The organism is Rothia endophytica, from assembly GCF_928381505.1.
GTDB lineage: Bacteria > Actinomycetota > Actinomycetes > Actinomycetales > Micrococcaceae > Rothia > Rothia endophytica_A.
This window is the reverse complement of the sequence record NZ_CAKMSJ010000008.1, coordinates 91,465-114,235: the sequence shown is the minus strand read 5'-3', so window position 1 is coordinate 114,235 and position 22,771 is coordinate 91,465. Positions and strand designations below refer to the sequence as shown.

At 54.2% G+C, this 22,771-nt stretch carries 19 protein-coding genes; 13 read left to right on the top strand and 6 right to left on the bottom strand.

All coding sequences use genetic code 11. The features are described 5' to 3' along the window. The first annotated feature begins 23 nt into the window (after positions 1–23). The 3 genes from L6990_RS09825 to L6990_RS09815 all read left to right on the top strand — a co-directional run bounded on the left by L6990_RS09825 (position 24) and on the right by L6990_RS09815 (position 2,905). Positions 24–1,712, top strand: a complete 1,689-nt coding sequence (locus L6990_RS09825; RefSeq protein WP_237203946.1) for a phospho-sugar mutase — start codon at positions 24–26, stop codon at positions 1,710–1,712. A 64-nt stretch (positions 1,713–1,776) separates the two neighbouring features. Further along, on the top strand, positions 1,777–2,469 hold the full coding sequence (deoC, locus tag L6990_RS09820) for a deoxyribose-phosphate aldolase (protein WP_237203945.1): 693 nt from the start codon (positions 1,777–1,779) through the stop codon (positions 2,467–2,469). Between the two features lie 112 nt (positions 2,470–2,581). After that, positions 2,582–2,905, top strand: coding sequence for a hypothetical protein (locus L6990_RS09815; RefSeq protein ID WP_237203944.1), 324 nt, complete (start codon positions 2,582–2,584; stop codon positions 2,903–2,905). Between the two features lie 62 nt (positions 2,906–2,967). Here L6990_RS09815 and mfd read toward each other — a convergent pair whose 3' ends face one another. Next, positions 2,968–6,600 (bottom strand): transcription-repair coupling factor, encoded by a 3,633-nt coding sequence (mfd, locus tag L6990_RS09810; protein WP_237203943.1) that lies wholly within the window; start codon positions 6,598–6,600, stop codon positions 2,968–2,970. A 336-nt stretch (positions 6,601–6,936) separates the two neighbouring features. Here mfd and L6990_RS09805 point away from each other — a divergent pair, with 336 nt between their 5' ends. From L6990_RS09805 to L6990_RS09760, 10 genes are all read left to right on the top strand, one after another. Continuing rightward, positions 6,937–7,716 carry a hypothetical protein gene (locus L6990_RS09805; protein WP_237203942.1) on the top strand — a complete coding sequence of 260 codons (780 nt, stop codon included), beginning with the start codon at positions 6,937–6,939 and terminating at the stop codon, positions 7,714–7,716. A 5-nt stretch (positions 7,717–7,721) separates the two neighbouring features. Beyond that, on the top strand, positions 7,722–10,784 hold the full coding sequence (locus L6990_RS09800) for a fibrinogen-like YCDxxxxGGGW domain-containing protein (RefSeq protein WP_237203941.1): 3,063 nt from the start codon (positions 7,722–7,724) through the stop codon (positions 10,782–10,784). Between the two features lie 304 nt (positions 10,785–11,088). Next, the gene (locus L6990_RS09795) at positions 11,089–11,835 is read left to right on the top strand and encodes a CDP-alcohol phosphatidyltransferase family protein (RefSeq protein ID WP_237203940.1); all 747 of its coding nucleotides are present in this window, start codon (positions 11,089–11,091) and stop codon (positions 11,833–11,835) included. Positions 11,836–11,840: 5 nt separating this feature from the next. Continuing rightward, entirely contained in the window at positions 11,841–12,764 is a 924-nt protein-coding gene (locus L6990_RS09790; RefSeq protein ID WP_237203939.1) for a glycosyltransferase family 2 protein, read from the top strand. A 5-nt stretch (positions 12,765–12,769) separates the two neighbouring features. After that, positions 12,770–14,059 carry an O-antigen ligase family protein gene (locus tag L6990_RS09785; protein ID WP_237203938.1) on the top strand — a complete coding sequence of 430 codons (1,290 nt, stop codon included), beginning with the start codon at positions 12,770–12,772 and terminating at the stop codon, positions 14,057–14,059. Continuing rightward, positions 14,059–15,585, top strand: coding sequence for a polysaccharide biosynthesis C-terminal domain-containing protein (locus tag L6990_RS09780; RefSeq protein ID WP_237203937.1), 1,527 nt, complete (start codon positions 14,059–14,061; stop codon positions 15,583–15,585). The genes L6990_RS09785 and L6990_RS09780 overlap by 1 nt, the downstream gene beginning before the upstream one ends. 28 nt (positions 15,586–15,613) lie before the next feature. Then, positions 15,614–16,810: a YveK family protein gene (locus tag L6990_RS09775; RefSeq protein WP_237203936.1), complete on the top strand. Its 1,197-nt coding sequence runs from the start codon at positions 15,614–15,616 to the stop codon at positions 16,808–16,810. A gap of 19 nt (positions 16,811–16,829) precedes the next feature. Further along, positions 16,830–17,279: a PssD/Cps14F family polysaccharide biosynthesis glycosyltransferase gene (pssD, locus tag L6990_RS09770; RefSeq protein ID WP_237203935.1), complete on the top strand. Its 450-nt coding sequence runs from the start codon at positions 16,830–16,832 to the stop codon at positions 17,277–17,279. 15 nt (positions 17,280–17,294) lie between these two features. Then, the gene (locus tag L6990_RS09765) at positions 17,295–17,861 is read left to right on the top strand and encodes a glycosyltransferase (RefSeq protein WP_237203934.1); all 567 of its coding nucleotides are present in this window, start codon (positions 17,295–17,297) and stop codon (positions 17,859–17,861) included. 160 nt (positions 17,862–18,021) lie between these two features. Further along, positions 18,022–18,528, top strand: coding sequence for a DUF2505 domain-containing protein (locus L6990_RS09760; RefSeq protein ID WP_237203933.1), 507 nt, complete (start codon positions 18,022–18,024; stop codon positions 18,526–18,528). A gap of 82 nt (positions 18,529–18,610) precedes the next feature. On the opposite strand, the gene L6990_RS09755 is transcribed toward L6990_RS09760, so the two are convergent. From L6990_RS09755 to L6990_RS09735, 5 genes are all read right to left on the bottom strand, one after another. After that, positions 18,611–19,036 (bottom strand): adenylyltransferase/cytidyltransferase family protein, encoded by a 426-nt coding sequence (locus L6990_RS09755; protein WP_237203932.1) that lies wholly within the window; start codon positions 19,034–19,036, stop codon positions 18,611–18,613. Between the two features lie 200 nt (positions 19,037–19,236). Next, positions 19,237–19,689, bottom strand: coding sequence for a Fe-S cluster assembly sulfur transfer protein SufU (sufU, locus tag L6990_RS09750; RefSeq protein ID WP_237203931.1), 453 nt, complete (start codon positions 19,687–19,689; stop codon positions 19,237–19,239). A gap of 76 nt (positions 19,690–19,765) precedes the next feature. Then, the gene (locus L6990_RS09745; RefSeq protein WP_237203930.1) at positions 19,766–21,067 is read right to left on the bottom strand and encodes a SufS family cysteine desulfurase; all 1,302 of its coding nucleotides are present in this window, start codon (positions 21,065–21,067) and stop codon (positions 19,766–19,768) included. Positions 21,068–21,179: 112 nt separating this feature from the next. Continuing rightward, the gene (gene pth, locus L6990_RS09740; protein WP_237203929.1) at positions 21,180–21,758 is read right to left on the bottom strand and encodes an aminoacyl-tRNA hydrolase; all 579 of its coding nucleotides are present in this window, start codon (positions 21,756–21,758) and stop codon (positions 21,180–21,182) included. A 150-nt stretch (positions 21,759–21,908) separates the two neighbouring features. Then, the gene (locus tag L6990_RS09735; RefSeq protein ID WP_237203928.1) at positions 21,909–22,568 is read right to left on the bottom strand and encodes a 50S ribosomal protein L25/general stress protein Ctc; all 660 of its coding nucleotides are present in this window, start codon (positions 22,566–22,568) and stop codon (positions 21,909–21,911) included. Between the last annotated feature and the right edge of the window lie 203 nt (positions 22,569–22,771).

Genomic DNA, 22,771 nt, shown 5'->3' with positions numbered 1-22,771 from the left:
CTGCTAAATCTAAGGATTTATTGATGTCTACCCTTACACCTCAGCTCGTCGAGCAGGCCAATGCCTGGATCGCTGCCGACCCGGACGCTGAGACTCGTGCCCAGCTTGAAGGTATTCTGGCCCAGGCTGAGGCTGGTGATGAAGCCGCGGCAGCAGATTTAGCTGATCGTTTTTCTGGCACTTTGCAGTTCGGCACCGCCGGTTTGCGCGCTGAGTTGGGTGCTGGTCCTATGCGGATGAACCGCGTGGTGGTGCAGCGCGCCGCTCAGGGTTTAGCTGATTACGCCACAGCCAGAGCTGAGGCCGAGGGCTGGGAAAAGATTTCAGCGGTCGTTGGTTTCGATGCACGCAAGAATTCTGATGTTTTCGCTCTCGATACCGCAGCAATTTTCACTGCAGCAGGTATCGAGGTCAAGCTCATGCCCTCTCCCCTACCCACCCCTGTGACGGCCTGGGCTACCCGTGAATACGGAGCTGAAATTGGTGTGATGGTCACAGCATCTCACAACCCTCCCAACGACAACGGCTACAAGGTCTATCTGGGCGGTCAGGCAGTAGAGGAGAGCGCTCGCGGCGCTCAGATTGTCCCTCCCTACGATGGTGACATCGCGGCGGCTATTGCCGCTGTTAGCCAGCCAGTTCTAGCTGACGAGGGCTGGAGTGTCCTGCCCGATACTGTGGCCGATAACTACATCGCTACCGTATTAGCGCTGGCTCCCCAACAGAACCGTGACCTCAAGATCGTGCTAACTCCTATGCACGGTGTGGGTGGCAAGACTGCTGAAAATGTACTGCGCGAGGCTGGTTTCACCGATGTTAGTCTGGTACCAGAGCAGGCAGATCCCGATCCTGCCTTCCCCACGGTTGCCTTTCCCAACCCGGAAGAGCCCGGCGCTCTAGACCTGGCTTTTGCTCTGGCTCAGAAGCTAGATGCCGATTTGATTATTGCGAATGACCCCGATGCTGACCGTGCGGCCTTCGCGGTTAAGGACGGCGGCACCTGGCGTATGCTGCGAGGCGATGAGACTGGTTCGATTCTAGCCAACCGCATGCTCTCCACCCTTGAGAACCCTGCTGAGGCAACTTTCGCTAACTCCATTGTCTCCTCACGCCAGGTGGGTGCATTGGCTCGTTCCGCCGGTGTCAACCATGTGGAAACTCTGACCGGTTTCAAGTGGATTGCACGTGTAGAAAACTTGAGCTTTGGCTATGAGGAAGCGCTGGGTTACTGTGTGGACCATGCTCAGGTGCGCGATAAGGACGGTATCTCAGCTGCCCTGGTTATGGCGGCCTACGCTCAAGAGCTCAAAGACGCTGGCAGCAGCCTGCCCGGTTTGCTTGATGATCTCTCAGCCCAGCACGGCGTCTACGCTACCGACCAGCTCTCGGTTCGTGTTGATGACCTGGCTCTGATCCCTGCCATGATGAAGCGCCTGCGCGAGAATGCTCCGGCACAGCTAGCCGGTGCAGCGGTAACCTCCGTTGAAGACCTTACCGAGGGAACCGAAACTCTGCCGCCCACCGATGGTATGCGCTACTACACTGAAGACGACTCCCGCGTAATTGTGCGTCCCTCTGGTACCGAGCCTAAACTCAAGTGCTACCTTGAAGCTGTGGTCCCGGTGACCGGTTCGGTGGCTGATGCTCGCGCTGCCGCAGTCACCAAACTCGATGTCATCAAAGCAGATATGGCAGCAGCCCTGGGAATTTAGCCCCTCACCACCTCTTTTTACTTTGGGTAGATACAGTTTTGCCCCACCATTATCAGGAGAAAAAATGACCTCTGAACTAACCCGCGACCAGCTCGCAGCAATGATTGATCACACTATCCTTGCTCCCAACGCCTCTGAAGAAGATGTACGCCGTCTGTGCAGCGAAGCCCGTGAGTATGGCTTTGCTAGTGTCTGCGCTAACCCCGTGTGGGCCCCGGTTCTTGCCGAGGAGCTAGCAGGCTCCCGGTCAGTGCCCTGCGTGGTTGTTGGTTTCCCCTTTGGCGCTTCTGCTACCGAGGTGAAGGCATTCGAGGCTAAGACCGCTGTAGAGGCAGGTGCCCGCGAAGTTGATATGGTCATTAATATTGCAGATGCTCGCGCTCAACGCCGCGATGCCCTGGTGGCAGATATCAAGGCTGTAGCGGACGCCGTCCATGCCGGGGGTGCTACCCTCAAGGTCATTATTGAGACCAGCGAACTGACAGATGATCAGAAAGTTTTAGCTTGCGAAGCATCCGTTGAGGCCGGAGCCGATTTTGTGAAAACTTCTACCGGCTACTCTTCAGCCGGGGCGACCGTTGAAGATATTGCACTGATGCGTGCGACCGTTGGCCCCGACCTGGGCGTCAAGGCGTCAGGCGGCGTCCGCACCCGTGAAGAGGCTTTGGCAATGATTGCTGCCGGAGCGACCCGTATCGGCGCTTCAAAGGGAATCGCTATTATTGGTGCGGGCGAGGCAAGCGAAAGCGGTTACTAAAGCACGCGCCGCTTACTCAAGTTGGCGTTCATTTTAGTGACACACTGTGCGAAGCTGCGCCTGAGCACCTATACTAAACATTAAGCTGTACACACACCCAAAGGACTATCTTATGTCTGATAACGATCGCTCTGAGGCTGAGAAGCGCTCAAACGTCGAGTCACTCGGCCTGGAATCAGGTAACCCTCCCCGCTCAGGTGCGCCCCAGTACTCTGGTACTAAGGAGATGGGCTCAAACATCGCACTCTTCGTGCTGTGCTTCGCGGTCCTGCTCGGTTGCTTCTACGCTCTGGGCACCTACCCCGAGGGTGGATGGATCTGGTGGACCATCGCAATTGTGCTCTACGCTCTTGCTTTCATCATCCCACTCTGGGTTCTACCGTCAAAGACCAATGAAGCGGTGTATTCAGGTGGCACCGATCTCTACATGAAGTAGTCACCACGCTACGATAAAAATGGGACTCCCCGGTTGGGGAGTCCCATTTTGCGTATCGGCCCCTAGCTAGTTTCGAAAATGGCGTGGAGGAACTGCTCCGTCCACTCAACCATAGCGGCGTCTACCAAATCTTTCCCACCCACCCTAGCGGTCTTAGGGCGGGGGACCAGTATCTGCCAGTTTTCGGTGCCGGGCACCTGGCGGTAGAGAGAACCGGGGTACATTCTCTCTAGCCGCATCTGTTTAGATTCGGGCAGATTGTTAACTGGGAAGAAGCGAACCTTTGGGCCCATAGCAACAATTTCCCTCAAACCCACTGCACGCGCGCGCTGGCGCAGGGCAGCAATGGTGAAGAGGTTCTCTACAGGTTCAGGCAGAGCACCGTAGCGGTCTACCAGTTCTTCGCGTGCTTCGTTCAGTTCCTGGGCGGTCAGTGCTTGGGCGATTTGGCGGTAGGCAGAAAGGCGCAGCCGCTCTGATGAGACATAGTCATGCGGCATATGAGCATTGACCGGTAGGTCAACCTTGATTTCCGCTGGTGCCTCTTCCTTCTCACCGTGCTGGAAGTTAGCAACGGCCTCCCCCACCAGGCGCAGATAGAGATCAAACCCTACCCCAGCGATATGCCCGGACTGCTCGCCTCCCAGGAGGTTGCCGGCACCACGGATTTCTAGGTCCTTCATCGCCAGACGCATGCCTGCACCCAGCTCGTTGTGGGTTGCAACCGCTTTCAGTCTCTCGTGAGCAACCTCGGACAGCATCTTTTCAGGTGGGTAGAGAAAGTAGGCGTAAGCGCGTTCTCGCCCGCGCCCCACGCGTCCACGCAACTGGTGAAGCTGCGAAAGACCATAATTCTGAGCGTTATCAACGATCAGGGTATTGGCGTTAGAGATATCGAGGCCGGTCTCCACAATGGTGGTTGATACCAGCACGTCGAACTTACGTTCCCAGAAATCCACGATAATTTTTTCCAGCCGAGATTCGCTCATTCGCCCGTGCGCCACCGCAATGCGAGCCTCAGGCACCAGTTTCTGCAACTGGTTGGCGGTCTCTTCGATAGAAGATACCCGGTTGTGAACGAAAAATACCTGGCCTTCACGCATGAGTTCACGGCGTATAGCCGCGGTAACCTGCTGATCAGTGCGGGGACCAACAAAAGTCAGTACGGGGTGGCGCTCCTCGGGTGGAGTTGCCAGCGTAGAGGTCTCACGAATACCGGTCAGGGACATCTCCAGAGTACGCGGAATGGGGGTAGCACTCATCGCCAGAACATCAACGTTGGTGCGCATGGTCTTCAGCTTTTCTTTGTGCTCAACACCGAAACGCTGCTCCTCATCGATGATGACCAGGCCCAGGTCTTTCCATTCGGTGGACTCAGAGAGAATACGGTGGGTGCCCACCACAACGTCCACTGAACCGTTCTTAATACCCTCTAACGTTTCGGCAGATTCTTTAGCCTTCTGGAAGCGGGATAACACACGAATACTGACCGGGAACCCGGAGAATCGTTCAGTGAAGGTCTCAAAATGCTGCTGCGCCAGCAGGGTGGTAGGAACAAGAACCGCCACCTGCTTACCGTCCTGCACAGCTTTAAAAGCGGCTCGGACCGCAATTTCAGTCTTTCCGTACCCCACATCGCCCGAGATCAGGCGGTCCATGGGGACTTCCTTCTCCATGTCTGCTTTGACCTCGTTAATAGCGACTAACTGGTCGGGAGTCTCGTTATAGGGGAAAGCTTCTTCAAGTTCAGACTGCCAGGGCGTATCAGCCGCAAAAGCGTGTCCGCGTGAGGCCTGGCGGGCCGAGTAGAGCTTAATCAGATCGGCCGCGATTTCCTTGACAGCTTTACGTGCCCTGCTCTTGGTTTTAGCCCAGTCACTTCCTCCCATCTTTGAAAGGACGGGGGCGTCCCCACCGACATAGTTAGAGACTTGGTCTAGCTGGTCACTGGGTACAAATAACCGGTCTTTGGGGCCGCCTCGTTTACTGGGGGCGTATTCAAGAACCAGATATTCCTTCATGGGCTTAGGCTGCCCTGGGGTCACGGCGGCTCCGGCGATGGGTCTTTGTACCAGTTCCACAAACTGACCGATACCGTGCTGCTCGTGCACCACATAGTCACCAGCCGCTAGGCTCATGGGGTCCACCGCATTTTTGCGACGCCTCACCGGCATCTTACCGCTGCGCAGGTCGCGGGTGGTGTAGGGAGATGTGCGACCTAAAATATCGGCCTCCGTGAGCAGCCCCAACTTGGCGTCATCCATCATGAAACCGTGACCTGCATTAGCTGTGGTCATCTCAATGATGCCGGGCTCAGGTGCTCTCTCAAGGCTCTCTACTCTGGACGCCGGGATCTCTGCTTCTTGGAATAGGTCAAGTAGGCGCGCCAGGGGGCCGGGCCCATGGGTGACTACAGCGATACGCCAGCCATTTTTTACTTTTTTACCGACTTCTTCTAGCAGTTCAGTAACGTTGCCAGCATAGGTATGGGGCACTCGGGCTGAGAACTGCACTGAGTCAATGCCGTCATCGATGGCGCTATCAACGCCGAGTGAGGTCATGGACCACCAGCCCATATTTTTAGCCAGAGCGAGTTCTCGCATTGCGGCAACCGTTTTGAAACTACCTGACCCCAAATCCGAAATACCGTTTTGCCCCAGGTCAATGGGGGCATCAGATGTATCTGTGACTGAGTCCCAGGCAGCGTGGAGAAATTCTTCGTTGGTGGCTACTAAATCCGCCGCGCGAGAGCGAACTCGTTCGGGCTCGATGATGATAGGCAAAGAACCTTCAGGCAGGTGGTCTAGCAGCGTAACCATGTCATCAACCAGCAGAGGAATCAAGGATTCCATTCCCTCAACGTAAATACCGCCGGCAATTTTTTCGAGCATGCCAGCAGCGCCGGGGTAGCTACTTTTAAGCCGGGCGGCTTTACTCATGATTGAGGGGGTGATGAGTAGTTCTCTACAGGGTGGCGCAAGTAAGACGCCAGGGTGGGTCTCGCTGTTGATAGTGCGCTGGTCAGCTACAGAGAAATATCTGATGTCCTCGACCTCATCGCCAAAGAAATCGATGCGCACAGGGTGGTCTGAAACTGGTGAGAAAATATCTAAGATCCCACCTCGCACTGCAAACTCGCCCCTCTTAGAAACAAGGTCTACTCGCGAGTAGGCAGCTTGTGTTAACTGTTTCACAGTTAAATTAAAATCGACCTCTTGGCCTTTTTTGATTTCAACAGGCTCCATCTTTTCCAAACCTGCCACGAGAGGCTGCAAAAGTGAACGAACTGGTGCAACTACAACACGGGGAAAGGTTACCCCGGGGCCAGCCAAAGATCGAAGAACCGCAAGACGCTGCCCCACAGTGTCACTGCGGGGCGACAACCGTTCGTGAGGAAGGGTTTCCCAGGCAGGGAAGAGCACTGCCTCTCCTGCCGGCATTAAAGAGGACAAGGCTAATACCGTATCCTCCGCCTCGCGATCAGTGGCAGTTATCACTAAAACAACAGGTGGCCGGGCGGTGTCCCCCATGCTGGTGACATTCGAAATTCCTTGCAGCAAAAAGGGTCTCGCACCCTCCGGGCACCCGATGACAAATTCATCCACCCTTGCAGCTGGATGAGCAGCAGTGACCCCCATGATGGCGGCATAGGTCGCCTCGTCCTTGAGTGCCTCTGTTATGCCATATAAAGCCATGTTTTATCCCCTTCCAAGCCCGGAACAACAGCCCTCTCATTATTCCATACAGACCCACCCCAAAGCAGAGGGTCCATGGAGCAGATTTACAAGATGAAAATTTAAGTATTTCGAGCGGCAGAAAAGAAGATTAGTACACGAAAACAGCTGTCACCATATACAGTGACAGTCGCTTAAAACCCTCGCTATTTATTAGTGGTGAGCTGTAGTATTATCTTCAGAGAAACACTTTTTCAGCCCGCCTCATCACACCACAGCTCTTCGCACAGCTTGATGAGAATGGGTAACCTCGCACTAAAAGAATATTAGGGATTCATGAAAAAACACGGGTTTACTATGCCCATTTTTACGAGTTCTAGCCGTACAGTCTTTTTGACAGTCGGCGCCCTCAGCGCCCTCATCCTCACAGGATGTTCAGGGGCAGGGTCAGAGAACTCGCCAGCCGAATCGGGACCGGCTGAAACCTCGACAACCTCCTCAGCTTCACCAACAGCATCAGTCTCTGCATCACAAGAAGGCAGTGCTAGCGAAAGCCAGGGCACCTCTATTGAAGAGAACTTCGCAGGATCTGAAGAGATAGCTGACGCTCAAGAGGTTCCGCTAGATGCTGCGGAGGTCCAAACAACTGAGAAACTGTACACAGATGTACAGCAGGTACTCTCCTCAATAGAGGCAGTTGGCGTCACTACCTCAGATCAAGCCCCACCGACGAACCAGGACGAAGAGGGCAACGATAATTCTGAGATTGATGAGGACGTTGACCCCTATAAGTATGTTTCTGAAGCCACAGTAGATGAATTAGAAAAGATAACTACTGGTTCAGCTTTAGATCAGTATCTTGCTACTGCCACCGAGTACGCGATGAGCGGCTGGAAGGTAGAGGGAACTTCTAGGGTCGTAGGAAACCCCAAACTGGCTGATGGTGAGTACGAAGGCAAGCCCGCGAAACTCCTTGAGGTATGCCTGGACTCCTCAGACGTCAAAGTTGTCAACGTTGCTGGTACGCAGATGAACCCCACTGGGCAGCCACGTTCACTCAACATTTTTACTCTCATTGAAGATCATGGGGCTTGGAAGATCGCTTCACAAGACTTCCCCAACAACGCAGATTGCTAAAAGATATGAAAAAACCATCATTTATCTCTAAGTTGGCCGTTGGTGCAACCGCGCTGGGTGTCGGTGTAGCTATGCTGCCGGGCGCTAGCGCCAATAACACCTATGTTCCTAACGGCCTGAGCTCAGAAACCGCTGCTGCTTCCTGTTGGGAAGTTAAGCAGAATGACCCTGAGTCAAAGTCAGGCACCTACTGGCTCTTCACTCCCTCGATGGATGCCCCTGCACAGTTCTACTGTGATCAGGAAACTGACGGTGGCGGCTGGGTCATGCTTGGTCGCGGCCGTGAAGGTTGGACTGAGGAATACCAAGGTCGTGGCAAGGCTGAAGATATCTTTACTAAGCCCACTGGCCCTGAAGCTTTCACTCCTGCTCAGCTATCGTCAGACACCGTTGATGAGTTGCTTGACGGTGAACGTGTTGACTCGCTTGAGGACGGCGTCCGCTTCCGTCGTGCAGTCAATACAGAGGGCACTGACTGGCAGAATGTCTACGCAAAACGTATCAACACCGAAAGTTGGAGCTGGACGCTCCAGGCTAACACTAACTGGGACGGCGTTCGTTTCGAGAACCCTTCTTCAATTGGCGGAAGTAGAACCTACGGATTAACCACCGGTGGCATCGCCTCATGGAACCAGAGCTACAACACTCTGCGTTTCACTTCAGCGGCTGTGCACGGGTGGAAGAACGGCTTTGCTTACGGCTCCTATGTTCGCGGCAACACCGATGCCAGCTCGTACCTCTGGACCCCGACCGGCACCGCTCCCATGGGATTCACCCAGGTATTTATCCGCCCCAAAATCAACCAGAACGATGCTGGGTTCGCACAGATTCCTGACAGCGGTCTCGCTGCTGAGGCTAACCGACAGCTGCCTAACAGCTTCACTGCCCCGATGCGTTGGCGTACCTCCATGGAGTCGGGCACCGGTGTCATAGGTGAACTGAACACCCGCGTGCAGGCTATTGCCCAGGTAGGCAAAACTGTCTTCACCGGTGGCGACTTCAAAAATGTTGTCAGTGCCAGCGGAGAAACCGTTGAACAGAGTTACCTTGCAGGTTACGATGTGGATTCCGCAGAGTTGGTTCGAAGCTTTACCCCCACGTTCAATGGGCAAATTAAGGCTCTAGAGTCACTGCCTAATGGTCTTCTAGCCGTCGGTGGCGAGTTCACCGAGGTCAATGGTCAGCCCGCTAACGGCTTTGTGATTCTTAACCCCGTGACCGGCGAAACCGACACTTCACTGGGTTGGGATATTGTCAACCGTGTTTCTGGCGCTGTACCCGTTGTCAAAACCATCCAGGTTCAGGGAGATTACGTTTACATCGGTGGTGCCTTCACCCACGTCAAGGGTGCAACCGGCAGCAACTACGTATACTCCCGTAACGTTGCACGTTTCTTGCTCGCCGATCATTCAGTTGATCTATCATGGCGGCCTGTAACTAACGGCACCGTCAACGGTATATCCGCAAGCGAAGACGGAGTTGCACTTGCTGGCTATTTCACCAAGGTCAACGATGCCAACACTGTAAAACTTGCTTATCTCAGCACCGCTGTAGGCGCTGTCTCTAAGCCTTGGGTTTGGAAGCCCTCCTACCCCATCAGGACCACTAATGGCGGCTTCCAGTTTGATGTTCAGCACGCTCATTCTGAGGTATGGGCAGGTGGCTCAGAGCACCTTATTGCCCAGTACAGCCTGTCAGACCTCTCCCGCATGTCCTCATCCATCACGAGGTCAGGCGGCGACTTCCAGGATCTTCACCTCGACACCAACACCGATGTTATGTACGGTGCCTGCCACTGTGGCAACTGGGTTTATGAAGGCGGCGACCTCTACCAGACCCCCTGGGACACTGCATCAGACATTCACCGCATCCGACTGGTTGGCGCATTTGATGCTCAGACCGGCGAGGTTCTACCCGAGTTTTCACCCGAAATTTCAGGTGATAAAGGCTACGGCGTGTGGGAATCGTTTGTTGATTCCAACGGCGTTCTCTGGGCCGGCGGCGACATCACCCGTAGCCGTGGCTCAAGCGGCGGTCAATCCACAGTCGGCTTCGTTCGATTCACCCCCCGTGACGTTGAACCTGCAGCAGCCCCCAGTAACCTACAGGTCACCACTGACGGAACCACCGATGAGCTGACCTGGACAAGCAACACTCGCAGTCGCACCGACTACCAGGTGCTGCGCGATAACCGCGTCATCGCAACCGTCAAGAGTGGCACCTCCTACTCGGTTGCTCACACCGACGGTGCTCGCTACTTTGTTCGCTCCGTTGACAACGTTGGCAACTACTCAGAGACCACCCCTGTAGCTACTGCACCTGTTGCCCCGGCCGAAGAGCCTGCTCCCCCGGTAGAAGAACCTGTCGATCCTCCCGTTGAAGAGCCTGCTCCCCCGGTAGAAGAACCCGTTGATCCTCCCGTAGATAACGAGGAAACTCCGGTTATCCCTCCCATCGAGGAGCCAGTACCTAATGACCCTGCTCCTCCTGTAGTTGATGAGAACCCTAATCCTGCTGATCCGGTGGAACCTGTCGAGCCTGAAGCTCCTGCTGATCAGAAGCTTGTTGTGAGTGGGGACCGCTGGGACGTAACCTTTGGCCTCACCAATATTTATGACCGTACGTGGCGCGATACTAACTACGCCTACAACACAGGTCGCCAGTGGTACACCGGCCCCAGCAGCATTGGCTGGGGCGAGCCGAGCCTGGCATCAAACCTTGGCTTCAGGTGGTGGAACCAGCCCAACGCCATGTTCCTGCGTAAAGAGCTCACCATTGATCCTGCTGCAGGGCAGTCGCTGGTTCTGACTACCTACGCTGATGATGGTATGGCGATCTACGTGAACGGTAAAGAAGTTCACCGTGAAAATCTAGCCGCTAACGCTACTGCCTCATCCATGGCGCTGGCGCGAGTTGCTTACAGCGACGCTAAGCAGCACCCCATCACTATTACGATTCCGGCAAGCGAGCTCAACCAGGGCAAGAACGTCATTGCAGCACAGGTTCACGCCTACCGCCGTGGCGAAAGCGCCACTTTCGATATGGAAGCAACCCTCAAGAATCAGTAATCCTTGAGCCTGAAGCAGTGATCCGTCCCTTAGGGCGGATCACTGTTTTTCCTGGACGGTGTCCACGTGACACCCCACAAAGTGTGGGGAAGGGTATAAATCAAAACGGCTCTTGTCCTAAGAAAATCACCTGTCCCCACCTCTCATGTTCATTTAAAATTAAGGGTAGGTTTAGGACTTCTCAAGAGTTTCACTGCGCGCGACTATCTGCCTGACCAGCAGATATAGCGTAATCCAGCTCACGAGATATTCGTAAACTCCACTCATCACGCACGCACTTTTTAGGGAATTCAAGGGCACCACTATGACTTCACGCGCCTCAGGCACCTGCTATGGTTTTAGGGAAACTCTTTCACATCTCAATTCAGCCCAGAAACCGGGAATTGGAGTCCCCGCCTACACCCGCTGGGTCAACCGTCGAGTAGCCCGCGTATTTGCAGCAGCAGCCGTAAAATGGGGTATCACCCCTAACGGCGTCACGGCTATTAGCGCACTGACCTCGGTGGCGGCCATGCTGCTGCTGATATTATTCCCACCTTCTTTGTGGCTCGGTGCTGTAGCGGCTCTTCTCTTTGCTCTAGGCTACGCATTGGATTCAGCCGATGGCCAGGTTGCACGAGTTACTGGAGCATCTTCACCCGCCGGCGAATGGCTAGATCACGTGGTAGACGCTATGCGCACTCCTGCTATGCATCTCACCATCTTGGTTGGCTTCATCAAGTACCAGGATTCTTGGCCTCTCGCTGGTTGGGGTCTGTGGTGGCTCCCCCTAGCTTTCTGTGTCATCATTACCGGTCATTTCATGAGCCAGATTCTAGCTGAACAGCTCCGCAACAACAGGGGCACTGCTGCACCAGCGTCCGGTGGTAATCTCCGTTCCTTTGTCAACCTTCACATGGACTCAGGTACTTTCTGCTGGAGCTTCATCTTCTGGGGCACTGGCTGGGGTTTTATCCTGGTCTACGGCCTACTCTTCCTTTCAAACGCGGCAACAGTTCTGCTATCAATGCGCCGCAAGTTCGTTTCACTCAGCACTCCTAAAGGAGCATAATCACCATGTCATACCCTAAAATTTCTGCACTTATTGCTACTGCTGGTGCACGCCCCCAGCTGCTCCGCCAGACTGTTCAGTCTATGTTTGACCAGGACTACGCCGGGCCCATCGAAGTTATCGTGGTCTTTGACTATGTCGAGATTGATGACCTTTCTGACATGACGGTTCCTGATAACAGGTCCCTCAAGTCCCTGGTGAACACCCATTCAAAGGGGTTGGCTGGTGGCCGTAACACCGGTGTCGTTGAAGCCACCGGTGAGTACGTCGGTTTCTGCGACGACGATGACTACTGGTACCCCACCCGAATCTCGGCTCAAATTGATTTGTGGAAGCAGAACCCCGAAGCTGTAGCAATTTCCTCAGGTATTGTCGTTCGTTCCGAAGGCAAGGACATTGAGCGCCTTGCTCCCGCTGTAGCAACTTTTGATGATTTCTTGCTTTCTCGCATCATTGAAATCAACCCCTGCACCACCCTCTTCAAGCGTGATGATCTGCTCCCGGAGGGATCTATCGGGCTAGTAGACGAGGACTTACCTACAGCCTATGGTGAAGACTACGACCTGCTGCTGCGAGCAACTCGTCTAGGCGATATCCATTCCATCCAGCAGCCAGGAGCCCTCATTCTGTGGGATCGCCCTTCATTCTTTGCCGGTCGATGGCAGTCAATGGTTGATGGGCTCACCTACATTCTGCAGAAGTACCCCGAATTTGAGCGTCAGCCTAAAGGTCTTGCTCGTATTGCTGGTCAGGTTGCTTTCGCCCACGCAGCCCTCGATAACAAGCAGCTAGCGAAGCAGTTCGCCACCTCAGCCATCCGCCGCGACCCTACTCAGCTTCGTGCCTGGGCAGCACTCATTGTGGCAACCGGTCTCATCAAGCCCCAGCTGCTTCTTGACCTGGTCAACAAAACCGGCCGAGGGCTCTAAACCGAATGACGGTTTCTCTCAAGCCAACGGCTAAAAACAACCGTTTTCTCTCAGCGGTGCATCCCTCAGTGAATGCACCGCTACCTGCCTGGCCCCTTCTCACTCTTTTTTACGGTTTACCCGTTATCTGGGCGATGGGGCTGCTGCAGTTTGCTCCCACCATCTTGTCGACGGTCATGATTATTTGCATGATCATGCGGCGCAATGTGCTGGTGCACTCAACCATGTGGCTCTGGTTTGCGCTCATGTTCTGGGGTGTGGTCTGCCTCGTCTCGATTGATACTGCTTCAGAATTCCTGGGCTGGTTTCAGCGCTACATGAATATCTTCAACGCTGGTATCTTCACTCTCTACTATTTCAATGCCCGCGAGCGCATCCCCAACGATCATCTACTGGGTGGTTTACTGACCGTTTGGTTCACTATGGTGGTCCTGGGTCATTTAGCCCTCATTTTCCCTGACTTCCGTTTGCGCACCCCCATGAGTTTTATCATGCCCGGTGGCCTACTGAGCAATGAGCTGGTGCGTAACTACGTTTTTCCAGCAATGGCTGAAGTACAGATGCCGTGGGGCGTTGAAATCCCCTATAACCGCCCCTCTGCTCCCTTCACCTACGCTAACTCCTGGGGTCTGGCGTATGCCTTGTTGACCCCTGTGGTTTTTGGAGTGATGGCAGGCGTAAAGTCAAACAAGATCAAGCTTTTTTTGGGTATCGCCGTCGTGCTTTCTTTAGTACCGGCTGTAGCGACCTCCAACAGAGGTATGTTCATCGGGCTTGGTGCTTCTTGCGCCTACGTTTTGATGAGGCTGCTCTTTAAGGGTGACTGGCGAGCGGTAGGTATCGGCGCACTCCTACTGGTAGGAACGGTCACCTACCTGACAGTCTCAGGTGCAGTTGAAGAGATTCTGGGCCGTCAGGAGTACTCTAACTCCACCGGTGGTCGAGCTTCGCTCTATGAACTTACGTTCGCTTACACCATGCGTTCCCCACTGGTTGGTTACGGGACGTCGCAGATGTCTGACAGTGTGGGTGTCTCGATGGGAACGCAGGGCCAGATTTGGGCTCTCATGTTCTGCTTCGGTTTTGTAGGCCTAGGGCTTTTCTTGACCTACTTTATTTCCGTATTAATTAACACCTGGCATATCGCTTCTCACACCGGTCTATGGGTTCACTCTGTGATTGTGTCGGCCTTAGCAGTAGTAACTTTCTACTCTTTTGACGTTATTCAGCTCTCTGTTTTGATGTTGTGTGCTGCGCTGATGATGCGATCTCGAACGTACGGGGAGGGTCTCTAGTGGCTCGTTCCTTAGCTAAGAGCGGGGCTTTTTCAACCCTTTACGTCATATACGGTTCTGCTGCTGCATTTGTAGCTACCCTCATCGTGTCCAACGGTGCAGGTGTTTCAGGCGCTGGCGCTTTCTTTCAGGTCATGGCGCTCTTCGCTATGGGTACTTCCTTGTGTGTCTTTGGTGCCGATACCGGCCTGGTGCGCACCATGAGCGCGCAACGGGCCGTTGGACGCTATTCTGCACTGCCACGACTCATCCGTTTTGCTGTTGGGCCTTCAACATTTATCGCTTTAGCGGTAGTTGCAGCTGCGCTCATCTACGCGCTACCTGCCATCACGCCACAGCTTGACCCTGATGTCCGACTAGCAATCTTTGCTTCAGCCCCTTTTCTGTTGACTGCAGCCTGGATGACGCTGGCCTTCGGAGCACTCCGTGGCTTAGGTCAGACCGTTGAATTTACTTTCTTGCAGAGCGCTGTTTTACCCACCCTGCGCATTCTCGCAGTACTTCTTGCGGTTAGCTTTTCAGGGGCGGTAGTTTACCTGGCACTCGCCTGGTCACTTCCTATCCTGCTCGTGCTCTTGTTGGCTGTGCTCTGGGTCAAGAAATATATGCCATCTGAGCCTGACCTGCCGCATTACGTCCCGCGCCACCTAGCTGTGGTTTCGATCCATCAGGCTTCAGTAGCTGCACCTGAATCGGCCAAAAGCTTCTGGTCTTTCAGCTCTGCCCGAGGCGTTTCAGCCATGGTCGAAGCTACCCTTGAATGGATTGATGTTTTACTGATCGGCGTCTTTTTGGGCCCGGTTGCTAGCGGTATCTACGGTGCCGTTAACCGGTGCGTGCGTGTTGGGGCTATGGTGGAGCACACTGCGCGTGTAGTTACCGGCCCTGAAATCTCTGCTGCCATCGCACGAGCTGACATGGTTCGTGCCCGTCAGATCTTCGTTTCTGCAACCCGTATTCTCATCGCTGTTGGCTGGCCCTTTTTCATTACCCTGGCTATCTTTGGGGAAACTCTGCTCCGCTTCTTCGGTGAAGAGTTCACCATCGGTGCGCCCCTTTTCTGGATTATCTGCTCAGCTATGCTGCTACAGATGGCTGCTGGAGGTGTGCAAAGCGTGCTCCTCATGAGCGGTAAGAGTAGGTGGCAGCTCTATAACAAGCTGTCAGCTCTAGCCGTTGCCGTGGCTCTGAACCTCATACTCATTCCTATGTGGGGTCTAAAAGGCGCCGCAACGGCCTGGGCAGCAGCTGTGCTAGTGGACTGCGGAATGGCAACATTCCAGGTTTACACCAAAGTTGGTATCAGGCCTCAGACCTCAGAGATACTGCCCATTATTGCTCTTGCGGCCTTACTACCAGGATTAGGCGGAGTGGTCAGCGTACTGCTGTGGGGTCAGACCCTTATCGCTCTACTGATTTACGCCTCCATCATTATTCCAGCCTATCTTCTACTGCTCTACCGCTTCAGAACAGCGGTTGGCCTCGAAAAACTTTTCAACTCACTCACTCGCAAATTCGGCCGCTAGGCCAAAACTGGGGAAGGAACATACACCCATGGAGCGAAATACCCGCTCACGCAACGAGCAGCAGACACCGCCCGTCACTTTGGGCACCGCCGTCCGCCGCGTTATGCGTCAAAAAAACATCGTCCTACTGTTTGTACTTATCTTTGCTGCTTTGGGGGCACTAGCAGGTAGCATGTTCCCCGAACGCTACGAGGCTAAGGCTGTTATCAACGTGGTTCAGCCCAGCAGCGGCACCTCACTGAGGTCAGCACTCAATGCTGTTGATATGGACACCGAAGAGGCTATCGCCGGATCGCGCACCGTCTTGCAGGCGGCAGCAGATGATCTCGGTATGGATGTCACCGACCTCAAGGACACCCTCGATGTTGCAGGTCATTCCAACAGCACCATCTTGGATATTGTGGTCACCGCGGAAACCCCCGAAGATGCAGCCAATGCAGCTAATACTGTCGCCAAGGCTTACCTCGATCACCGTAAGGGCACCTTCCAGGCAGGTCTTGACGAGTTGCGCGGGAAAGTTGACTCAGTCGCGGATGATATGACCAAGCAGGTCGTTGACGAAGCAGTGCTGAGCGTTGTCACCACCTCCACTGACAGTGGCAGCATCATTTCAGAGGCTCAGCCTCCCCAGGATTCTGCTTCCTTCAGCATGGCTCAGACTATTTTCATCGGTGCTGCTACCGGTCTTCTGCTAGGTATTTTCTTTGCTTATGTAGCTGACCGTACCGCTCGCGGTCTCGGCTACCCCCAGCGTCTTTCTGAAATTTCAGGCTCGCAGGTTTCCTTGATGGCTGATGGCGATGAACGTGAATCTGCTCAGCAGCTTCTGCGTCGTATCGGCGCTCCCGAAGGTGATCTTGCCAAGGCAGGCCTGACCGGCATCACTGTCTACTCCCCCACCCCCGGTATTGCTACCTCGCTGGCTCACACTTTGCAGGGCGTGGTGGCAGCCAATACCTCTTTTGTAGACGCCGCAGCTTTCGATACCATCGCGCCCTCCGCGATGGACGCCCACATTAAGCAAAACTCACCGGTTCTGGTTGAAGCGGATTCAACAGCTTCAGTTGCTCAGGTCATGTTAGCCGCAGATAGCACAGGTGTCCTGTTGCTGCCCTTTACCGATAAGAGTCAGCGTAGCAGCGTCAGCCGTCTCTTTAACGAGCTGACTCCCTCAGCTGGTACTCAGGTCATCCCTGTTTACTACACCTCCTCAACCAACCTCTAGAAGTAAGTAAAGAACGCGCATGAAAGTGCTCCTCACCGCTAGCGCCGGCGGGCATCTTGCCCAGCTCATCGCTCTTGATAAATTTTGGAAAGACCATGATCGTGCTTGGGCTACCTTCGATCTTCCCGAAGTACGCTCAGCACTCGAAGGTGAACGCACCTACTGGGTGCACTTCCCTACCACCCGCAATATTCCTAATGCTGTACGCAATGTTGGAGTTGCTTGGCGGGTTCTTCGCAAAGAACGCCCCGATGCTGTTATCTCCACTGGTGCCGCTGTAGCTGTTCCTTTCTTCATTATCGCCAAGATGCTGGGAATTAAAACCGTCTTTATCGAGGCGTATGACCGCATCACGATGCCGACCATGACTGGCCGTATGTGTTACCCCATGAGTGACCTCTTTGTGGTGCAGTGGGATGAGCAGAAGAAGGCATTCCCTGAAGCCGTTAATATCGGCCATATTCTCTAAGTATTGGAGTTTAACGTGACCGTTAAGAGTTATGACCTCGTGGTGTCATTGGGCACCGATTACCACCACTTCGATCGTTTAGTGAGCTGGGTAGACACCTATTTGGCTGAGCACCCTGATGTTACCTGCTTGGTGCAGCACGGTTTCACAGCCGCACCCCAGCACGCTGAAGCTATTGAACGTATGTCTCGTGCTGAGCTTCTTGAACTTTACCGTGAAGCAAAAGTAGTGCTAGTTCAGGGTGGCCCAGGTTCTATCCTGGACGCCCGTGAGGTAGGTGCTATTCCATTAGCTGTTCCCCGCCGTACCGAACTTGATGAGGTAGTAGATAACCACCAGGTGGAGTTTTCCCGGGTGATGGAAGAGCACGGAGAAACTATTGTTGTCACCAGCGCTGAAGATCTAGCGCGCAAGCTTGATGCCGGTCTAGCTGACCCAAAGTCCCTTCGGGGCACTTTGAGAGTTCCGGGCAATAATGAAGCTGCTGATAAGCTGAGCGACCAGCTATCGACCTTGGATCAGCAGCACCCCAGTTTTGTCCGGCGTGCTCGGCAAATTGTGAGCGGGCTTAGGAATAAATAAGACCTTTCCTGTGAATGATTGAGTTTGGGGCGCCCCTTCTGAGAGAGGGGCGCCTCCGCTACTTTAAAAGAAGCAAACCGTGCCTTTGCTCGGTGTTTACTGAGCTGACGCACGTAGAATAAACAAGACACTTCAGTAAAGCCTTTGAAAGGGGCATCGCATGGCTGTTCAGAGCACCACCATTATCAACGCACCGATTGACCAAGTAGCACGCGCTTTCGCTGACGAAAATTTCGCACGTTTTTCCAGCGAAAAAGTAAGGGTCACTCTCGAATTGTTCTCTGTTGAAGGCGACCATACCGGCGCTTTTACCGCAACAACTGTCCGCGGCATTCCCGCTGATCGTATTCCTGACATGGCAAAAAAGATTCCCGGTGTCAGCAGCGGTATCACGATGACTCAGGTTGACCGTGTATCGGCACCGGCAGCAGATGGCTCACGCACGGTCGACTCTGAGGTTTCGGTTAAGGGTGTGCCCGTTACCGGTACCGCTCAGCAGAAACTGATTTCAGATGGTGAGCGCACTACTGCCACGGTAAACGGCGAAGTGAAGTGCTCCATCCCTCTGGTGGGCAAGAAAATTGCAGCCGCTGCTGAGCCTCAGATTGGCCGCGTATTCTCGGCCCTTGGGTCAAGCGCTGAAGAGTTCATCAAGAACAACTACTAAACCTTTTCTGGGCATAAAAGAACCCGGTCGACATTGAAATGTTGACCGGGTTCTTTTATACGCTTGAGTATTGAGATTCTGCTTATGCAGCTGCGGGGGTAAGCGCAGCTAGAGCGGCGCGCAGCTTGGTGCTGGAGGTATGAGCGGTGTAAGGGAAGTAAACGACGTTTACGCCGACCTCGGCGAAGCGGTTCTCAAGATCAATGCCGCGGGGAGTTCCCTTCCAGTCATCGCCCTTGAAGAAGGTGTTGAAACGTACCTGTTCCCAGGTTTCTAGCTTATCGACCACGGTTTCGGCGCGTACTTCATCGACGAAGTCGATGTGAGAAACGATTTCCATACGCTCTGCCAGGGGGACTATGGGCTTGCGTCCCTTGGTGAGTTCTAGCATTTCGTCTGAGACTACGCCTGCGATGAGGTAGTCACAATTCTTTTTAGCTTCACGGAGCACATTGAGGTGCCCTACGTGAAAAAGGTCGAAAGCGCCTGCGGCGTAACCGATATTCATTAATCCCCTAAGGTGTTGGTCTTCACGGTGCGAGCGCGAAGTATTTTGGTCTTCTTCAACGGTACGGTAAAGGGGAGGTGAATGGGTAGTAAGCTGAGCCAGCTTTTTGGGGGACACTGCAGGTCAGAGCGTGTTTTAGACAACAAAAACCCTGCCAGTGACCGGGGTGCAGGCAGGGTTTTTATCAGTCTGGTTAGGTGCTATGCAGCTGCTTCTTTAGTAGCCTCTTCGGCAGCGACCCATGAGAGCATAGCGCATTTCACACGTGCTACGAACTTAGAAACACCGGCAAAGGCAGCTGCATCGCCCAGTACTTCTTCATCTGGTTCGGCGGTGCCGCGTGAGCGCAGCATTTCGCGAAAGTCATCAACTAGTGCTTGAAATTCCTGAGTTGTCATACCGGGTGCCATGTCCGAGAGGACGGAGGCAGCAGCCATTGAGATAGAGCAGCCGTCACCTTCCCAGGAAACTGACTCGATGACCTGTTCTTGGTCTTTGAGGATTACTCTCAGGTTGATTTCGTCGCCGCAGGTGGGGTTGTACTGGTGGTTGCTTGCAGCGCGCCTACCTTCGGCCTCAATCAGGCCTTCTCCGGTACGCTGCTTGGAGTGCTCGAGAATAATTTGTTGATAGAGCTGTTCAAGGCCGCTCATTGATTCTCCTGTATTGATTCAAGGGGGTAAGAAATTAGGGGGTATCAGCTGGTGCTCTAACCCCGGGGTTTTGTTGTTAATAACCGAAGTATGCACGCACGGTTGATAGCTGTTTCAAGAACCGCTCAACGTCTTCTGCGGTGTTGTAGATGTAGGCGCTAGCCCTCGTGGAGGCGGTGATCCCCAGGGCACGGTGTAGAGGCTGGGCACAGTGGTGCCCGACTCTTACCGCGATGCCTTTTTCGTCGAGGAGTTGGCCTACATCGTGAGGGTGCACGCCTTCAACGTGGAAGGCGGCAAGACCTGCTCGGGGCTGGCCTGCAGCTGGACCGATGAGACGAATACCTGGAATTTCAGAGATCCCCTCGGCCAAGAGCTGCCCTAGGTGGGACTCCCAGGCATGCACCTGATCCATGCCTAGGTGCTCCAGGTAGCGCACAGCAGCTGCCCATGCTACAGCCTGAGAGACGCGTTGGGTGCCGGCCTCAAACTTAATGGGAGCAGGCATCCACTGGGCTTCGTTCATGGTCACTTTGGTAATCATTGAACCGCCGGTGAGGAAGGGAGGCATAGCTTCCAACAGCTCATTTTTGCCATAGAGCGCTCCGATGCCCGTGGGAGCTAGCATCTTATGAGCAGAGAAGGCCGCGAAGTCGACGTCCAATTTCTTTATGTCCACCGGCATGTGAGGCACTGACTGGCAGGCATCCAGCACAGTAATCGCACCGACCTTACGGGCCAGTGAGACCATAAGATCGACATCGGTCACCGAACCGGCGACGTTGGAGACATGGGTAAAGGCAAGGACGCGGGTGCGGTCACCGATAACAGTCTGAGCAGCTTCATAGTCGATGAGCCCCTCATTGGTTACAGGGATGTGCCGCAGAGTGGCTCCCGTGCGCTCAGCTAAAATCTGCCAGGGGATGATGTTGGCATGGTGCTCTTGCTCGGTGGTGACAATTTCATCCCCCTCCCCCAATGCGAATTGGGCAGCAGCCTGGCCACCTATACCTTGTGAGGCATTGGCGAAGCTGTAGGTGAGCAGGTTGAGAGCTTCTGTGGCGTTAGAAGTCCAGACAAGTTCTGTTTCTGTAGCATTGATGAAACCTGCTACGGTACGACGGGCGTCCTCGAAAGCGTCTGTTGCATCGACGGCGAGTGTATGAGCTCCTCGGTGAACCGCTGAGTTGGCTCCGAGGTAGTAGTCTCGCTCGGCATCTAGTACCTGCAGGGGGTTTTGGCTGGTGGCGCCAGTGTCAAGGTAGGTGAGAGGGCTCCCGTTGACGGTGCGCTCCAGGATGGGGAAGTCTTTGCGGAGTTCGCGCACCAAATCGTCGGTAAGCGGTACACCGGGTGAGGTACGGTAATCGGTTGCCACGTGTCTACCCTTTCTATAGCTCTGCCTCTATAACGGCATACTTTTATAGCCTATTCCGCAGCTGAGAAAAATGGTAGTTAGGTGCGGCTTTCTAGAGGAGCAGGAAGGAGAACTAGGCTCCGTGGAATTTCTGCTGAGCATCGAGGAGGCCCTGCTTGATGAGAACCTCCACAGCCTCAGCAGCATTCGAGATGAGGAAAGGAAGCTCTTTGCTCTCAGTTGAGCTGAAGGGCTTGAGCACAAAATCTGATACCTGCATGCGTCCCGGTGGGCGTCCAATGCCCGCACGCACCCTGTAGTAGTCTTTCGTGCCCAGGGCCTTGGTCATATCGCGTAGACCGTTATGCCCACCTTCTCCCCCGCCCATTTTGAGTTTGACGGTGTCAAAAGGGATGTCTAACTCATCGTGGACGGCAATAATATGATCAGGGTCGATACCGTAGAACTGGGCAAGGCCTGCCACCGGTCCACCGGAGGTATTCATGTAGGTGAGCGGCTTTGCCAAAATTACGCGAGGCCCACCAATCCCTAAACGTCCCTCGAGAATCTGGGCACGCGACTTATGCCTCTTGAAAGAACCGCCAATTTCACGGGCTAGTTGATCGACCACCATCTGACCAATATTGTGCCTTGTTTTTTCATACTCGGAACCCGGGTTCCCGAGACCCACAATCAACCAGGTATCAGCCACTTTAACGCCCTCTTTCGGCTTAAGAAGTTTTCTCAAAAAATTCATGGTTCTCTCAAAATATCAATGCCCGCACACTGTACATTTTAGGTGCAAGTGCGCGGGCATTGACTAGTACCTGCGGCTTAGAGCGCCACCAGGTGCTTTAAAGCATTAGTGCTTTGAGTTGTCTGAATCGTTGGATTCGCCAACCTGATCTGACTCTTTGGTAGCCTCAACGATGTCGCCCTCAGGAGCGTTTTCGCCTTCTTCACCGGGCTCGGGAACGTCAAGTTCTTCGGGCTCTGAGATGTTGACGATCAGCAGTTCAGCGTCTGCAACGAGAGTTACGTCTGCGGGCAGTTCAACGTCTGATGCCAGAACGTGTGCGCCTACTTCGCGACCTTCGATGTTAACGGTGATTGACTCGGGTGCCTTGATAGCATCAGCTTCAACCAGAAGAACGGTTTCTTCCTGGTTAGCTACAGCACCAACGACGGGCTCACCCTCAACGTGCAGGGGGACCTCGATTTCGACGCGCTCGCCGCGCTTAACGATCAGAAGGTCCATGTGCTGGATTTCGGGGCGGATGGGGTGACGCTGGATGTCCTTGACCATAGCCAGAACGCTGGTGCCTTCGATGTCCAGATCGAAGATAGCGTTGGGGGTACGAGCTGCAAGGGTGGTCTGGTGACCGGGCAGTACTACGTGCTTGGGGTCTTCGCCGTGGCCGTAAATGACGGCGGGGATGTTGCCTGCCATGCGGATACGACGTGCGTAGCCCTTGCCGAAGTCATCGCGGACGTTAGCTGAAATTTTTTCTGCACCTGACATGTGTGCATTCCTTTCGTTGGTTAGAGATGATGCGCCAAGTTATAGAGTGAACTGGCGCCAGAAATCGATTTCTAACCAGCCACCGTCAGTTACGGACCTACCGGGGTTTCCCGCCAGCATTCCACTGCCTTGGCTTGTTGCCAATGAAGGCAACCCCTCCAGTATTACTGATTTTTTAGGCTTAAACAAGGCAGGACGCCGCC

Coding starts and splice junctions, on each gene's coding strand:
- L6990_RS09775 (WP_237203936.1), top strand. CDS start 15,614: ATGGAGCGAAATACCCGCTCACGCAACGAGCAGCAGACACCGCCCGTC.
- pssD (WP_237203935.1), top strand. CDS start 16,830: ATGAAAGTGCTCCTCACCGCTAGCGCCGGCGGGCATCTTGCCCAGCTC.
- L6990_RS09760 (WP_237203933.1), top strand. CDS start 18,022: ATGGCTGTTCAGAGCACCACCATTATCAACGCACCGATTGACCAAGTA.
- L6990_RS09735 (WP_237203928.1), bottom strand. CDS start 22,568: ATGTCAGGTGCAGAAAAAATTTCAGCTAACGTCCGCGATGACTTCGGC.
- L6990_RS09755 (WP_237203932.1), bottom strand. CDS start 19,036: ATGAATATCGGTTACGCCGCAGGCGCTTTCGACCTTTTTCACGTAGGG.
- sufU (WP_237203931.1), bottom strand. CDS start 19,689: ATGAGCGGCCTTGAACAGCTCTATCAACAAATTATTCTCGAGCACTCC.
- L6990_RS09785 (WP_237203938.1), top strand. CDS start 12,770: ATGACGGTTTCTCTCAAGCCAACGGCTAAAAACAACCGTTTTCTCTCA.
- L6990_RS09800 (WP_237203941.1), top strand. CDS start 7,722: ATGAAAAAACCATCATTTATCTCTAAGTTGGCCGTTGGTGCAACCGCG.
- deoC (WP_237203945.1), top strand. CDS start 1,777: ATGACCTCTGAACTAACCCGCGACCAGCTCGCAGCAATGATTGATCAC.
- L6990_RS09795 (WP_237203940.1), top strand. CDS start 11,089: ATGACTTCACGCGCCTCAGGCACCTGCTATGGTTTTAGGGAAACTCTT.
- L6990_RS09825 (WP_237203946.1), top strand. CDS start 24: ATGTCTACCCTTACACCTCAGCTCGTCGAGCAGGCCAATGCCTGGATC.
- mfd (WP_237203943.1), bottom strand. CDS start 6,600: ATGGCTTTATATGGCATAACAGAGGCACTCAAGGACGAGGCGACCTAT.
- L6990_RS09805 (WP_237203942.1), top strand. CDS start 6,937: ATGCCCATTTTTACGAGTTCTAGCCGTACAGTCTTTTTGACAGTCGGC.
- L6990_RS09815 (WP_237203944.1), top strand. CDS start 2,582: ATGTCTGATAACGATCGCTCTGAGGCTGAGAAGCGCTCAAACGTCGAG.
- L6990_RS09790 (WP_237203939.1), top strand. CDS start 11,841: ATGTCATACCCTAAAATTTCTGCACTTATTGCTACTGCTGGTGCACGC.